This is a genomic window from Halobaculum litoreum, from assembly GCF_030127125.1.
Classification (GTDB): domain Archaea; phylum Halobacteriota; class Halobacteria; order Halobacteriales; family Haloferacaceae; genus Halobaculum; species Halobaculum litoreum.
Window position 1 is genome coordinate 2305926 of the sequence record NZ_CP126156.1, and the last position, 13865, is coordinate 2319790.

At 71.9% G+C, this 13865-nt stretch carries 12 protein-coding genes and 3 pseudogenes; 5 read left to right on the forward strand and 10 right to left on the reverse strand.

All coding sequences use genetic code 11. The annotated features are described in order from the left end of the window. Positions 1-62: 62 nt before the first annotated feature. Positions 63-2717 carry a valine--tRNA ligase gene (locus tag P0R35_RS12625; protein ID WP_284012816.1) on the reverse strand — a complete coding sequence of 885 codons (2655 nt, stop codon included), beginning with the start codon at positions 2715-2717 and terminating at the stop codon, positions 63-65. A gap of 143 nt (positions 2718-2860) precedes the next feature. On the opposite strand from P0R35_RS12625, the gene P0R35_RS12630 reads away from it, so the two are divergent. Together P0R35_RS12630 and P0R35_RS12635 are read left to right on the forward strand one after the other, a co-directional pair. Next, positions 2861-3559: an SDR family NAD(P)-dependent oxidoreductase gene (locus P0R35_RS12630; protein WP_284012817.1), complete on the forward strand. Its 699-nt coding sequence runs from the start codon at positions 2861-2863 to the stop codon at positions 3557-3559. A gap of 156 nt (positions 3560-3715) precedes the next feature. Further along, complete coding sequence (locus P0R35_RS12635) at positions 3716-4810, forward strand: DNA primase (RefSeq protein WP_284012818.1); 1095 nt, start codon at positions 3716-3718, stop codon at positions 4808-4810. A gap of 30 nt (positions 4811-4840) precedes the next feature. Here P0R35_RS12635 and P0R35_RS12640 read toward each other — a convergent pair whose 3' ends face one another. Beyond that, positions 4841-5044, reverse strand: a complete 204-nt coding sequence (locus P0R35_RS12640) for a DUF7472 family protein (protein ID WP_284012819.1) — start codon at positions 5042-5044, stop codon at positions 4841-4843. Between the two features lie 334 nt (positions 5045-5378). Here P0R35_RS12640 and P0R35_RS12645 point away from each other — a divergent pair, with 334 nt between their 5' ends. Both P0R35_RS12645 and P0R35_RS12650 read left to right on the forward strand, forming a co-directional pair. Next, positions 5379-5948, forward strand: a complete 570-nt coding sequence (locus tag P0R35_RS12645) for a hypothetical protein (protein WP_284012820.1) — start codon at positions 5379-5381, stop codon at positions 5946-5948. 52 nt (positions 5949-6000) lie between these two features. After that, the gene (locus P0R35_RS12650; RefSeq protein ID WP_284012821.1) at positions 6001-6798 is read left to right on the forward strand and encodes a class I SAM-dependent methyltransferase; all 798 of its coding nucleotides are present in this window, start codon (positions 6001-6003) and stop codon (positions 6796-6798) included. Positions 6799-6823: 25 nt separating this feature from the next. Here the strand turns inward: P0R35_RS12650 and P0R35_RS12655 are convergent, their stop codons facing one another. The 8 genes and pseudogenes from P0R35_RS12655 to P0R35_RS16720 all read right to left on the reverse strand — a co-directional run. Beyond that, positions 6824-7279: a hypothetical protein gene (locus tag P0R35_RS12655; protein ID WP_284012822.1), complete on the reverse strand. Its 456-nt coding sequence runs from the start codon at positions 7277-7279 to the stop codon at positions 6824-6826. A 56-nt stretch (positions 7280-7335) separates the two neighbouring features. Continuing rightward, entirely contained in the window at positions 7336-7824 is a 489-nt protein-coding gene (gene hjc, locus P0R35_RS12660; protein WP_284012823.1) for a Holliday junction resolvase Hjc, read from the reverse strand. Positions 7825-7936: 112 nt separating this feature from the next. Continuing rightward, positions 7937-8601 (reverse strand): annotated as a pseudogene (locus tag P0R35_RS12665) (protein sorting system archaetidylserine decarboxylase). Between the two features lie 11 nt (positions 8602-8612). Continuing rightward, complete coding sequence (locus P0R35_RS12670) at positions 8613-9662, reverse strand: AAA family ATPase (RefSeq protein WP_284012824.1); 1050 nt, start codon at positions 9660-9662, stop codon at positions 8613-8615. A 146-nt stretch (positions 9663-9808) separates the two neighbouring features. Next, positions 9809-10099 (reverse strand): hypothetical protein, encoded by a 291-nt coding sequence (locus P0R35_RS12675; RefSeq protein WP_284012825.1) that lies wholly within the window; start codon positions 10097-10099, stop codon positions 9809-9811. A gap of 20 nt (positions 10100-10119) precedes the next feature. Next, positions 10120-10644: a DoxX family membrane protein gene (locus P0R35_RS12680; protein WP_284012826.1), complete on the reverse strand. Its 525-nt coding sequence runs from the start codon at positions 10642-10644 to the stop codon at positions 10120-10122. Between the two features lie 817 nt (positions 10645-11461). Then, a pseudogene (locus P0R35_RS16715) lies at positions 11462-11878 on the reverse strand (DUF4382 domain-containing protein); the annotation flags it as partial. A 237-nt stretch (positions 11879-12115) separates the two neighbouring features. Beyond that, positions 12116-12679, reverse strand: a pseudogene (locus P0R35_RS16720) (DUF4382 domain-containing protein); the annotation flags it as partial. Between the two features lie 186 nt (positions 12680-12865). Between P0R35_RS16720 and rnz the strand changes: the two are divergent. Continuing rightward, positions 12866-13792: a ribonuclease Z gene (gene rnz, locus P0R35_RS12690; protein WP_284014634.1), complete on the forward strand. Its 927-nt coding sequence runs from the start codon at positions 12866-12868 to the stop codon at positions 13790-13792. The last annotated feature ends 73 nt before the right edge of the window (positions 13793-13865 follow it).

Below are 13865 nucleotides of genomic sequence, written 5' to 3' on the forward strand. Positions count from 1 at the left end.
GAGAGACGGGGGCGAGAGAAGAAGGGTTCGGGTGGCGAGCGGTCGCCGACCGCGCGGACCGGCTACTCGTCGTGGACGATGACCACGGCGTCCTCCGGCTGGAGCAGTTCGCCCGTCCCGGAGTAGCGTCGCTCGCGCTCGACCGCGAACAGGTCGGCGCCGAGCGTCTCGCCGGCGACGTGGAGCTCGCCGTCGACGATCTCGTAGTCGTCCCGCGCGAGCGCGGCCTCGATGTCGCCCACCGTCTCGCCGAACTGCGGCCCGACCTGCGCGTAGTCGAGGTCGATGCCCGTGATCACGGACTCGACCTCGGGCTCGGTGTCGAGCACGGCGAGTTCCCCGACGTTCATCACGCCGCGGACGTCGTCGGCGTACGCCGCGAGGTCGCCCTCCCCGAACACCTCGACGCGGTCGAGGGCGGCGTTGAGCGGGAGGCCGCGCTCGCTCTTGTAGCGGCGCAGCGCCCCGACGACGGACATGGCGGCGGCGCCGGCGTCGCGGTCCGCCTCGACGCCGAGCGGCTCCGGCCAGTCGGCGAGGTGGATCGAGTCGAACTCGTCGCCGGCGCGCTCCTCGGCGTACATGTCCTGCCACAGCTCCTCGGTGACGTGCGCCAGCATCGGCGCGAACAGCTTGAGGAAGCGCTCGTGGGCGACCGACAGCGTGTAGCGCGCGGCGGGGTCGTCGTCGTCGGCCTCCCGGACGCGGGTCTTCGCCACCTCGAGGTAGTCGTCACAGAACGTGTGCCAGAAGAAGCCGCGCAGGCCGTCGCGCGCCTTCGAGAACTCCCGCCGGGCGAACTGCTCGGTGAGCGTCTCGGTGAGGTCGTCCAACTCGGCGAGCAGCCAGCGGTCGAGTTCGCGCAGGTCGTCGTGGTCGACGTCCGGGCGCTCCTCGCGGGCGTCGCCGACGAGCGACTCGACGAGCCGCGACGCGTTCCACAGCTTCTGGAGCAGCTTCTCGCCGGCGCGCAGCCCCTTCTCCTTGTACGGGAGGTCGTCGCCGACGGCGGAGCCGGCGGCCCAGAACCGGGCGGCGTCGACGGGGTACTCCGCGAGCACCTCCCGCGGGAGGACGACGTTCCCCTTCGACTTGGACATCGCCTCGCGGTTCTCGTCGAGCACCATCCCGTTGATGAGCGTCTCCTCGAACGGCACCTCGTCGGTGTGCTCGTAGCACTTGACGACGGTGTGGAACAGCCAGAAGCTGATGATGTCGTGGCCCTGCGGGCGCATGTCGAAGCGGTACAGCTCCGGGTGCTCCATCGTGTACTCCTCGGCCTCGTCGTCCCAGTCCCAGCCGGCGTTGATGAGCGGCGTGAGGCTGGAGGTGGCCCACGTGTCGAGCACGTCCTCCTCGGGGACGAACGCGCCGTGGCCGCACTCGGGGCAGGCGTCGACGGGCGGGTCGTCCGACAGCGGGTCGACCGGGAGGTCGGCCTTGTCGGCGATCACCGGCTCGTCGCAGTCGCCGCAGTACCAGACGGGGAACGGGATGCCCGAGGAGCGCTGACGGGAGATGAGCCAGTCCCACTGCAGCCCCTCGACCCAGTGTTTGTACCGGGTGAACATCTTCTCCGGGAACCACTCCATCTCCCGGCCCGCCTCGAGGTACTCGTCGGCCCTGTCGAGCATCCGGATGTACCACTGCTCGGTGACGAGGAACTCGACGCTCGTGCCGCACCGCTCGTGGACGTTCACCGTGTGGGTGATCGCGCGGCGGTCGAGGAGGGCCCCCGCGTCGTCCAGATCGGAGACGATGGCCTCGCGGGCCTCGCCGGAGTGCATCCCCTCGTACTCGTCGGCGACGTCGGTCATGTGGCCCGACTCGTCGATGGCGACACGCAGGTCCAGGTCGTGGATCTGGTACCACTCGATGTCGTTCTGGTCGCCGAACGTACAGCACATCACGATGCCCGAGCCGGTGTCCATGTCGACGCCCTCGTCCGCGAGGATCGGCACCTCGTGGCCGAACAGCGGGATCTCCGCGGACTCGCCGACGAGGTGTTGGTTGTCGTCGTCGTCGGGGTGGACGAACACCGCGACACACGCCGGCAGCAGTTCGGGGCGCGTCGTCGAGATGGTGAACGTCTCGTCGCTCCCGGCGACGGAGAACGCGATGTCGTGGAAGTGGGAGTCCTGTTCGTCGTCCTCGGTCTCGACCTGCGAGATGGCCGTCTCGCACTCGGGACACCAGATGGCGGGCGCCTTCTCGCGGTACTCGCGGCCCTGCTCGTACAGGTCGACGAACGACAGTTGGGAGACGCGCTGGACGCGCGGCTCGATGGTCTGGTAGGTGTGGTTCCAGTCGACCGAGACGCCCAGCCCCTGGATGTTCTCGGTGAACTGCTCCTCGTAGTTGGCGCACACCTCGCGGCACTTGCGCTGGAACTCCCGGCGCTCGAAGTCCTGGTGGCGGATGCCGAGCTCCTCCTCGGCGAGCCGCTCGGAGGCGATGCCGTTGTCGTCGTAGCCGAACGGGAAGAACGTCGTCTCCCCGTTCATGCGCTCGAAGCGTGCGACGAAGTCCTGCAGGGTGAACCCGTACAGGTGGCCCATGTGGAGGTCGCCGGATACGGTCGGCGGCGGGGAGTCGATGGAGAAGACGGTGTTCGGGTCGGTCGCGGCCTCCGCGTCGTACGCGTACGTCTCCTGGTCGACCCATCGCCGTTGCCACTCGGACTCGGCGGTCTCCGGGTCGTAGTCCCCACTGGGCATTTCACCCGTACTTTCCCCGAACGCCTGTTAAGCGCCTCGGTTGTCCGGGAGACGGTCGCACGGCGCCCGCTCGGCCCGGCCGAGGGGAGCTGGAGCGGCCCCCGGCGCCAACGGTTATGCCTCGCGCGGGCGACACGTCGCCCATGACAGTCGCAGTCGTCGCCGGCGTCGGTCCGGGGCTCGGGGAGTCGGTCGCGCGGCGCTTCGCCGCCGAGGGCTGTGCGATCGGCCTGCTCGCGCGCAGCGACGACTACCTCGACGACCTCGCGTCCGACCTCCCGACCCGGGCGCTGGGCGTCTCGACGGACCTCGCCGACGCGGGCGACATCGCGACGGCGTTCGACCGCGTCCGCGAGGCGTTGGGGCCCGTCGACGTGCTCGTCAACCACGCCAGCGCCGCCTCCTGGACCGGGCTCCGGGACACCACCCTCGGCGCGTTCGACCGCGCGTACGAGGTCGGCCCCCGCGCCGACTTCCTGTGCGCGCAGGCGGCCGTCGACGACATGCTCGACGAGGAACGGGGCGCCCCCGGCGGCACCGTGATCGTCACCGGAGCGACCACCTCCGTCCGGGGGCGCGAGGGAGCCGTCGGGTTCTCGATGGCGAAGTTCGGCTCCCGGGGGCTCGCGGAGTCGATGGCGCGGGAGCTCGGCCCCGAGGGCGTCCACGTCGCCCACGTCGTCGTCGACGGCGGCATCCTCGGCCCCGACGTGGAGACGGACACGCCCGAGGCGTACCTCGACCCCGACGCCGTCGCCGACAACTACTGGCACCTCGTCGAACAGGACCGCTCGGCGTGGACGCTGGAGCTCGACCTGCGACCGCACGTCGAGGAGTTCTGACCCGACGGGAGCGTTCGCGGCCGCCCGAGTCGAGGGAGCCGCACCGACGACGGAGCCGACGACGACGGCGAAGGCGAGCACACCGACACCGACCGCGACAGCGAACGATACGGAGACCGTCGCGCTTAACCCCGGCCCGTCACCACCACCACCCGAATGAACCCGCGCCACGCCCGCTATCCGTTCTTCGCGGCGGCCCGCGAGGCCGTCCGCGAGTCGGGCGTCGATCTCGCGGCGCTCGTCGCCGAGGGCGACCCGGCCGTCGAGCGCGGCCGCGAGCGCATCGAGCGCGCGCTCACCGAGGGGACGGTCGACCCCGCGGACCCGCGCGAGTGGAGCGACCGCGACAACCTCCTCTCGTACCCCGTCGCACGCATCCTCGTCTCGTTGCTCGACTCCCACGCGGCGGTGGAGAAGTACGCCGAGGCGGAGGCCCGCACCGCCTACCGCCGCTTCACCGAGGACCTCGAACGCGACCCGGACGCCCGGCCCGACCCCGCGCGGGTCGACCGCGACGACCTGCTCCGCGAGTTCGACCTCGACGGGGCGGTCCGCGTGGAGGACCCCAAACCCGGCCAGCCCGCGGGGAAGTGGCTGTGGCTCGGCGTCGGCGCGTACCTCTCGTACGTCGACCCGAAGTGGGGAGACGACTGGCGCCTCGTCAACCGGGAACTCGTCGCCGGCGAGGTCCGCACCGAACGCGAGGAACTGTACCGGCTGCTCCGGGAGGCCGTCGGCGACCGCGTCGCCGAGGGGCTCCCGTTCGAGGGCGTGAGCGACGACCTCGCGGACGAACTGGAGGCGGAGATCGGCGACCTGCGCGACCTGTTGGCCGACCGCAGCGTCCGGTCGGACATCGAGGTCGTCGACCCCGACTACTTCCCGCCGTGCATCGCCCGCCTGCTGGAGCGCGCCCGCGCCGGCGAGGAACTCGACCCCCACGGGCGCTTCTCGCTGCTCGCGTTCCTCGCCGGGCTCAACCTCGAGGCCGACGAGGCGGTCGCCCTCTCGGGGCTGGACCCGGAGCTCGTGGCCGACCGCTTCGGCTACCTCCGCGACGAGTCCGGCGCGCAGTACCCGCCGCCGTCGTGCCGGACGCTCGGCGAGTACGGCCTGTGTGACAACGCACGGAACCACCGGAGCGTCGCGCCGCACCCCCTCGAGTACTACAGCAGGAAGATCCGCGAGGCGGACGACGTCACCGACTGGCGCGACCGGGAGAACCCCGACGCGGACGGCGCGCCGGCCTGATCCGACCCGACGGCGACCCGTCGGACCGCCTCAGCGGTTGTCCAAGAAGACGCCGGCGGCACCCATCAACACGACGAACAGCGCGATCACGCCGACGAGGTAGTACGCCCCGACGTCCGAGAGGTTGTGGTTGACCGAGAACTGCGTGCCGATGGCCACCAGGAGGGCGATGAAGACGACGACAGCGCCGACGGAGACGGCGATCTTGCGGCGCATCCCGGCGTCGATTTCCATGCCCCGGAGTTCCGGTGGACTCGCTAAAAGGGCTTCGAAGCGACGCCAGACGCCGGATCGGCCGTCCGCGAGGGCCACGGGGCGCGGCGCGGCCGAGGGCTTACCTCCGTTCGGCGCGTATCTCTACCGATACGATGACCCCGACACTCGCCGCCGACCGCCGGGACCGAACCGCCGACCGTGGCGACCGTCGCGACGCCGACCGCCGCCGACCGCCGGAACGACGCGCGCGGACGCGCCTCCCCCGACGGGGCCCGACGCTCCCGACGGCCCGGACGGCCCTCGCGGGGCCGACGCGGACGCCGAGCGGAGCGACCGCGCCCGCCGCGAGCCGATGGCCGTGTTCGCGCTCCGCAGCGACGACCAGTACCTCGTCGACACCGACGGGGGCAGCTACGTCGTCGACGTCGGCAGCGACACCTGCACCTGCCCGGACCACGGGATCCGCGGCCGGCGCTGCAAACACCTCCGCCGCGTCGACATGGAGATCGGCATCGGGCGCGTCCCCGCCCCCGGCGAGCGCGTCGCCGCCTGCGCGGTCTGCGGCGCCGGCGTGTTCGTCCCGGCCCGCGAGGCCGGCGCGGTCCTCTGTGGCGCCCACCGCCCCGCGGTCGGCTCGTTCGTCCGCGACCGCGAGGCCGACAAACTGCTCGTCGTCACGGGCGTCACGCGGACCCGCGCCGACGAGTACCGCACGAGCGACGGCACCCGGATCAGCGACTACGGGACGAACGCGGAGTACGGCGACCACGAACCCGTCGTCGAGGCGGTGTACGTCGGCAACGCGATGCGGAGCCCGGGGCCGCTCGACGTGTCCGGGCGCAAGCGCTACGGCTTCCCCGCCTCCCGACTGCGGCGACTCGCGCCCGACGAGCGCCCGCACAAGCCCGTGATCGGGATCTGACCGGCCGAGCGAACGGTGGCCTTTTTGCCGCGTCCGCGACACGAGCGCGTCCATGCCCGACGGTCCCCGCTTCGACAGCACCGCCGAGCACTACGCCCGCCACCGGCCCGGCTACGGGGACGCGGTGGTCGACCGCCTCCGCGACCGGTTCTCGCTCGACGGCGGCGACGGCGGCGCCGGGCCGCGGGTGCTCGATCTGGGCTGCGGCACCGGCGAACTCGCCGTCCCGCTCGCCGCCCACGCCGAGAGGGTGGTCGCGATGGACCCCAGCCCGGCGATGCTGGAGGCCACTCGCGCACGCGCCGCCCGAGCCGGCGCCGAGAACGTCCACGCCGTCGAGGGGGACGACACCGACGTGGGTCGCCTCGACGCCGCGAACGGTCCGTTCCGACTCACGACGATGGGGCGGTCGTTCCACTGGATGGACGGCGCGGCGACGCTCGACCGGATCCGCGACGTGACCGAACCCGGCGGCGGCGTCACCCTCGTCTCCGACGGGGAGTGGCTCACGAAGGGGACCGAGGGGTGGCAGGACGCGGTGTACGCCGTCGCCGACGAGTACGTCGACGACCTCCCCGAGCGCACCGGGCCCGTGGCGTACGACCGCACGTGGGCCGACCACCTCCGGGACGCCGGGTTCGACGACGTGCGCGTCGCGTCGGTCGGGGAGCGGCGCGACCTCGACGCCGACGCCGTCGTGGGGTACGTCCTGTCGCTGTCGTTCTGTTCCCCGGAAAGACTGGGCACGGATCGCCGGGCGTTCGAGGACGCCCTCCGGGCGCGGCTCGCGGAGGTCGGCGGCCCGTTCACGTACGAGCGGACCGTCGAGGTGACGAGCGGCGTCGTCTGAGCCGCGGGCGACCCCCCTCGCCCGGTCACTCCGCCGGCGGCACCCGCAGGAGCGTCCGCGCCCGCTCGCGGAGCCACCCGAGCGCCGCGCCGCCGAACGGGGTGAGACACAGCGCGGTCGCGACCGCGACCGCGAGGACGCGGCCCGCGACGGTCGCCCACGCGCCGAGCCCCGCCGACGAGAGCCCCGGCGTCGCGACGAGGTGGACGCCGGCCGCGACGACGAGGAACGCAGCGCCGGCCCGGATCGAGGGGCGGACGCCCGCCACCCACGCCGCGGCCACGACGACCGTCGCGAGCAGGAGGCCGACGTCCCACCCCGAGAGGGTGAGGGTGCCGACGGCCACCTCGTCGTAGCCGACGACCGCCCGCGTGAGGTCGATCCCCAGCCCGACGAACGACGAGCCGACGAGGATCCAGACCGCGAGCAGGCGGCCGAGAGAGGAGGGCTCCGCGGACGAGCGGGGGGACGTGTCGCGCACGGTGGGAGTGGCCTCGGCCGGCGTGTAAGTGTCTTGCCGTCGTGTCGCGCCGACGGTTACAGCATCTCTTCGGCCTCGTCGGCCGAGAGGATCCCCTGCTCGACGGCGTTGAGCACCTCCGCGACGCTGGTGTCGGACTCGGTGTCCTCGCTGGCGGCGAGGAGGTCGTCGATGGTCTCGCCGTCGGCGATGGCGGTCTCCTTCTTCACGCGGTAGTTCCCGCCGTCGGTGACGTACAGGTCGCCCGGGTGGAAGAAGTACCAGTCCTCGCGGTCGAAGCGCACCCCGATCTTCGGGGTGGCGCCGAAGTTGCGCGCGAAGTAGATGAGCGCCTCCACCTCCTCGCCGCGGAGGTAGATGGGGTCGCCCGAGGAGGACTTCGCCTCGACGGCGTAGAACACCCGCCCGTCGCCCGCGAGCACGTCCGGCAGCTCGCGGTCGGTGGAGGAGCCGCTGGCGGGCGCGCGCATCACCGCGAACCCGGCGTCGTGGAGCCTGTTGACGAGTTCGCGCTCCCGGCGGTCGCCCTTCGGGTTGCCCGGCATGGGAGGAGGTGGCTCGCTGGCGGGCATAACCCACACGGTCGCGACCGGGTCCGGGGTGAACGTGAACGCGGCTGCCGCGGTATCGGGGTGGAGTCGGGGCCGGCGGCCCGTCTCAGTCCCGCCGCGCGAGCACCGACTCGCCGGCGCGGACCGCCTCGCCGCGGCGCACACGGACGTCGTCGACGGTGTAGCCAGCCGGCAACACCACGTCGGCCCGCGAGCCGAACGCGATGTATCCGATCCGGTCGCCCCGTGTGACCGTGTCTCCAGGCGAAACGTAGGGGGTGATCCGCCGGGCGAACCAGCCCGCGATGAGCGCGCCGTCGACGCGCTCGGCGCGGCCGTCGGCTCCCGCCGCGGCGCCGTCGCCCTCGCCCTCGGCGTCGCCGTCGCCGTCGCCAGCGTCGAGCGTGTACTCGAACCGCTCGTTGCGCTCGGACTCCTTCGCGAACGCCGGCTTGTGGGCGGCGCCGCGGTGGTCGAGGCGCGTCACCGCGCCGTCGGCCGGCGCCCGGCAGACGTGCACGTCGAACGGGCTCATGAACACGCCGACGCGGACGCGGTCGCCGTCCTCGCGGACCACCGAGACGTGGCCGTCCGCGGGCGACACCACCCCTCGCCCGCCGGCTCGCGCTCGGGGTCGCGGTAGAAGTACACCGAGAACGCCGCGACCGCCAGCAGCGCGAGCCCCAGCGGCGGGAACACGACGAACGCCGCGGCCGCGAGGACGAGCGGGACGGCGACGCGGCCTTCGCTCCCCGGCGCCAGATCCGGGATCGGGAGCGGGATCACGCGTCGACGGGGTCGCGGACGGTCGTCTCGGTCGTCCGTCGACCGGCGCCCCACGCCGCCAGCAGGTGGGTGAGGTGGAGGCGGTCGTCGCTCCCCTCGACGAGGTCGAGGTCGACCTCGCCCGCGAGCGCGTGCAGGCGAGCGACCGCCGCGGGCGAGGCGTCGGACTTCGAGCGGGCGACCCGGAGCAGTTCGCGGAGCAGGTCGCCGCCCTCGTAGCCGTCATCGTGGAGCAGGTCGTCGAGGGCGGACCGGGCCTCCTTCAGCTCCCCCGCCTGTGCGGCCTCCAGCGCCCCGAGCACCGCCTCGTCGGTGCCGACCTCGCCGAGCGTCTCGTAGGCGGCGCTCATCGTCACCTCGCCGTGCTCGACGGCGGTCGTCTGCGCCGACAGCACCGCCTTCCGGAGGTCGCCGGCGGCGGCGCTGGCGACGAACTCCAGCCCGTCGTCGTCGTAGGCGACGCCCTCGGCCGAGACGATACCCGCGAGCACGTCGATGGTCTCGTCGGTCGTCGGCGCGCGCACGGGCACCGGGAAACACCGCGAGCGGATCGGCGGGATGAGCTTCGCGGGCTGGCGCGTCGCGATTACGAACTGCGTCGTGCGGTGGTACTGCTCCATCACGCGCCGCAGCGCCTGCTGGAAGTCCTCGCGGATCGCCTCGGCGTTGTCCAAGAGGACCGTCTTGTACGTGCCCGACATCGGCGCGTTCGCCGCCGACTCCTTCAGCACGCGGTTGATCATGTCGCGTTTCGCCATCCGCGAGCGTCCCTGCAGGAACGACGCGAAGCGGGGGTCTTCGCGGATCTCCTTTTTGGTGCGCCCGAAGAAGTCCGCGACGTTGATCTCGACGAGGTCGTTGTCCGGGTCGTCGTGGGCCGCCGCCGCGAGCGCGCGGACGGCGGCGGTCTTCCCCGACCCGGGCGGGCCCTGCACCACGAGGTTCATCGGCTCGTCGACCGCCCGCGACAGGCGCTCGCGGACGCCGGCTTGCGGGAGGTCCGCGAGCGCGGGGGCGTGCGTGTCCGTCCACAGCGGGCCGTCCATTACCTCCCGGTAGCGGACCGGTCGGCTTGAACCCTGCCGTTCGCGCGCCGGCGCCGCGACTCCCGGCGAGGGGAGCGTGCTCACCGAGCGGCGGTCGAAACGGGGACAGAAGCGAGAGCGGCGCGTCGCGGTCGGTGGGCGTCTCCTCAGTCCGCGGTGACCTCGCGCCGCGTGTCGGTGCCCGCGGCGTCGGTCGCGGCCATCCGGTAGAGCCCGACGCCGAACAGGACGACGAGCCCGAGGATCACCAGCCCGGTGCGGATGGCGGGGTCGACCGTGGGCGTCGCCACGACCTCGCCCGCGTCGTTGGTCATCGGGGCCGCCCCGAACGGCTTGCCGGTCAGGGTCTCGACGAGCCCCAGGCCGACGATGCCGACGAGGATGGTCCCCGCGCTGAACGCCGTCGCCACCTTCTCGACGATGTCGAGTTGCGTCATTCGTGTTCACCTCCGTGTGGTCACCCGAGCAGGTACCGCAGCTTCGGGTACTTGTCCACGATACCGGTCGTCTCGAGCACGCCGTCGATGCCGAAGTACCGGCCGGCGCCCAGGACGATCATCGTCCCGAACAGCAGCAGGCCCATCAGGTCGCTGTTGACGAGCCCGTGGCCGAAGCCGGCGTTCCCGACCCAGAACAGGGTCATGAAGAACGCCCCGCCGACCGACGCCAGCCGGACGGCCGCGCCCGTGATGAGCGCGAGGCCGATGAGCGTCTCGAACAGCGGGACGCCCGGCTTGATGAGCCACGCGAGGTTGTTCCCCATCCACACCGGGATGGGACCCAGCGCGGTGCCGGTCATCCCCTGCAGGTACGCCGGCCCGTAGCCGAAGTTCAGGCCGCCCTCGATGATCTTCGTCACGCCGCTGTGGAAGAACCACCACCCCGTCACGACGCGCAGCAGGGCGATCCAGGCGGCAGCCAGCGGTCCACCGACGTCGAAGCCGAACTCGTTCGCGAGTGGGTTGGTTTCCGAGTACGCCATCTGTCTCACCTCACATGTGGTCATGTGGACGGCAACCCGGTATAAACGGGAGCCGGTTCCCAGTCGCTGAAAGCCGGCGAAAGCGCTCGGCTGCGGCGCGGTCGCGGCCGTTCGAGGAAGAGCGGACCGCCGCGCGTCAGACCGCGGCGTGCAGCGCGGGGTTGTCCTCGTCGTCGCCGTCCGTGGCGGCGTCGTCGTCCGTCTCGAACTCGCGCTCGAGCTCGGCCTCGTCGTCGCCGTCGACGACGTCGACGGTCACCTCGGTGGCGTTGGCGTCCACGAGGAACGTCGCCGTCCCGTTCGCGTCCGTCTCGTACTCCGCGACCGACAGTTCGCCGTCGGCCCGCTGGGCGACGGTCACGGTCGCGTTCTCCACGGCCGAGCCGTCCCGCGTCACCTCGACGGTCGCGTTCTCGCCGGCCGTGACGTTGCCGACGAAGGAGGCGTTCAGCTCGCCCTCCGCCTCGTCGGCGTCGTCCTCGTCCTCGTCGGCGTCCGACTCGAACTCGCGCTCGAGCTCGGCCTCGTCGTCGCCGGCGACGACCTCGACGGTCAGTTCGGTCGCGTTCGCGTCCACGAGGAACGTCGCCGTCCCGTTCGCGTCCGTCTCGTACGCCTCGGTCGTCTCGTCGTCGCCGACGACCTGCTCGACCGTGACGGCGGCGTTCTCGACGGCCGAGCCGTTCCGCGTCACCTCGACGGTCGCGTTCTCGCCCGCCGTGACGTTCCCGACGAACGCGGCCGTCAGTTCGGCCTCCTCGTCGTCGTCCTCGTCGTCGGAATCGTCCTCGTCGACGTCTTCGATCTCGACCTCGTCGCTGGTGCCGGAATCGCTCACGACGGGCTTGAGGATGTACTTCCCGGAGTTGCCCGCCTCGAACACGGACATGTCGTACACGAAGTCGACGTCCTCGCCGTTGCCCACGGTGAACTCCGTGTTGAGCTGGAGCTTGTTGGAGGGGAGCTTCACGGTCGTCGACTCGCCGTTCTCCAGCGTCGCGTCGATCTCGTCGACGTGGACGAACACCTTGGTGTAGGTGCCGTCCTCGACGCCGAACGTGCCGAGCTTCGTCGCGTTCGCGCCCGGCAGCGTCGTCAGGTCGACCGATCGGTCGTCGACGTCGTGTTCGACCCACGAGCCGTTCGCTTTCCTGAGGCCGACCTCGGTGACGGTGACGTTCAGGTGCGCGAAGTCGCCCATCGCGTTCCGTTCGTCGCTGAGGTAGAAGTCCATCGACGACTGGCCGGCGTCGGAGCCGTTCCCGTTCGCCTCGCCCTCGTCGTCGGGCGTCTCGTCCTCGGGCTCGGATTCGGACGCCTCGTCGTCCTCGGCCTCGTCGTCGGCGTCCTCGGTCCGGTCGTCGACCTCCTCGATCTCGACCTCGTCGCCGGTGCCGGACTCGCCGGCGACGGGCTTGAGGATGTAGCCGTTGTTGCCGCGCTCGGTCACGGTGATGTCGAACACGAAGTCGACCTCCTCGCCGTCACCGACGGTGAACCCCTTGTTCACGCGGAGCTTGTTCGAGGGGAGCTTCACCGCGGCCGACTCGCCGTTCGTCAGCGTGCCGTCCACCGACTCCACGTGGACGACGACCTGCGTGTACGTCCCGTTCGGCACCGAGAGGTTGCCGATCTTCGTGGAGTTGGCGCCCTGCAGCTCCGTCAGGTCGACGGTGACGTTGTTCACGTCGTAGGCGACGCGCTCGCCGCCGTCCGCCTCGTCGTCGGTCTCGGTCTCGGTTTCGGTGGCTTCGGTCTCCGTCTCGGTCTCGTCGTCGGCCGCTTCGGTCTCGTCGTCAGTCGTCTCGTCGGCCGCGTCCGCGCGGACGAGTTCGACCTGCGAGACGGTGACGTTGAGGTGTTCGAACTGGTCGATCGCGTTCTGCTGGTCGCTGATGTAGAAGTTCACGGAGCCGGCGCCGTCGCCGCCGGTCACCGCGCCCCCCGCTCCCGGAGAGACGCCGCTTCCACAGCCAGCGAGCACGAGCATGAGTGCCGCGGCGACCGCGGCGAGCGTCGTCGTGTGCCCTGACATCGTGGCCGGTCGTTGCGGCGTCGCGGGGATATACCGTGCGGCTACCGAATCGGAATTCACCCGGATTAATCCCGGTACGGCGCCGCTGTACCCCGGCGAGGAGCGGCGGCCGGACGGCGGGCGCCTCGGGAGGGACGACCGCGCTCCGACAGCGTTTCACCCCCGGCCCCACCACTCCCGCGCATGATCCGGGTCACCTTCCTCGGGACGAGCGGCGCGGTGCCCACGGTGGAGCGCGCCCCCAGCGCCGTCTACCTCAACCGCGAGGGCGACGAGTTCCTGTTCGACTGCGGGGAGGGGACCCAACGGCAGATGATGCGCTTCGGCACCGGGTTCGGCGTCTCGCACCTGTTCGTCACGCACCTCCACGGCGACCACGTGCTCGGCATCCCCGGGCTGGTCCAGAGCCTCGACTTCAACGACCGCGAGGCCGCCCTCGCCATCCACGGCCCGCCCGGGTCGAAGCGCCACCTCCGCGAGTTGGTCCACGCCGCCGGCCACGACCCCGGCTTCCCGGTGACGATCCGCGAGGAGCGCGCCGGCGCGGTCGCGCTCTCCCGCGAGGAGTACGAGGTGCGCACCTTCGCCACCGAGCACCGCACCTCGTCGGTCGGCTACGCGCTCGTCGAGCACGACCGCAAGGGCCGGTTCGACCGCGAGAAAGCCGAGACGGAACTGGACATCCCGCCCGGCCCCGCCTACGGAAAGCTCCACGAGGGGCAGTCGGTCGAGTTGGACGACGGGCGCGTCATCGACCCCGAACAGGTGGTCGGCCCGCCCCGCCCCGGTCGGCGGGTCGTCTACACGGGCGACACCCGGCCGGTCGACGCGACCGTCGAGGCCGCCGCGGGCGCGGACCTGCTCGTCCACGACGCGACGTTCCTCGACGAGGCGAGCGACCGCGCCCGCCAGACCGCCCACTCGACGGCGGCGGAGGCCGCCCGGATCGCCCGGCGCGCCGGCGCGAAGCGACTCGCGCTCACGCACCTCTCCTCGCGGTACGCCGGGCAGGCGCGACGCTTCGAGCGCGAGGCGCGCGAGGCGTTCGACGGCGAGGTGTTCCTCCCCGACGACGGCACCGAGGTCGAGGTGCCGTTCCCGGACGCCGAGTAGGCGTGGGACGCGCGGTCGTGTGGCCGGCCGGACCCGGTTTCCGTGCGACAGTGTGACACGGTGATCCCGGCGC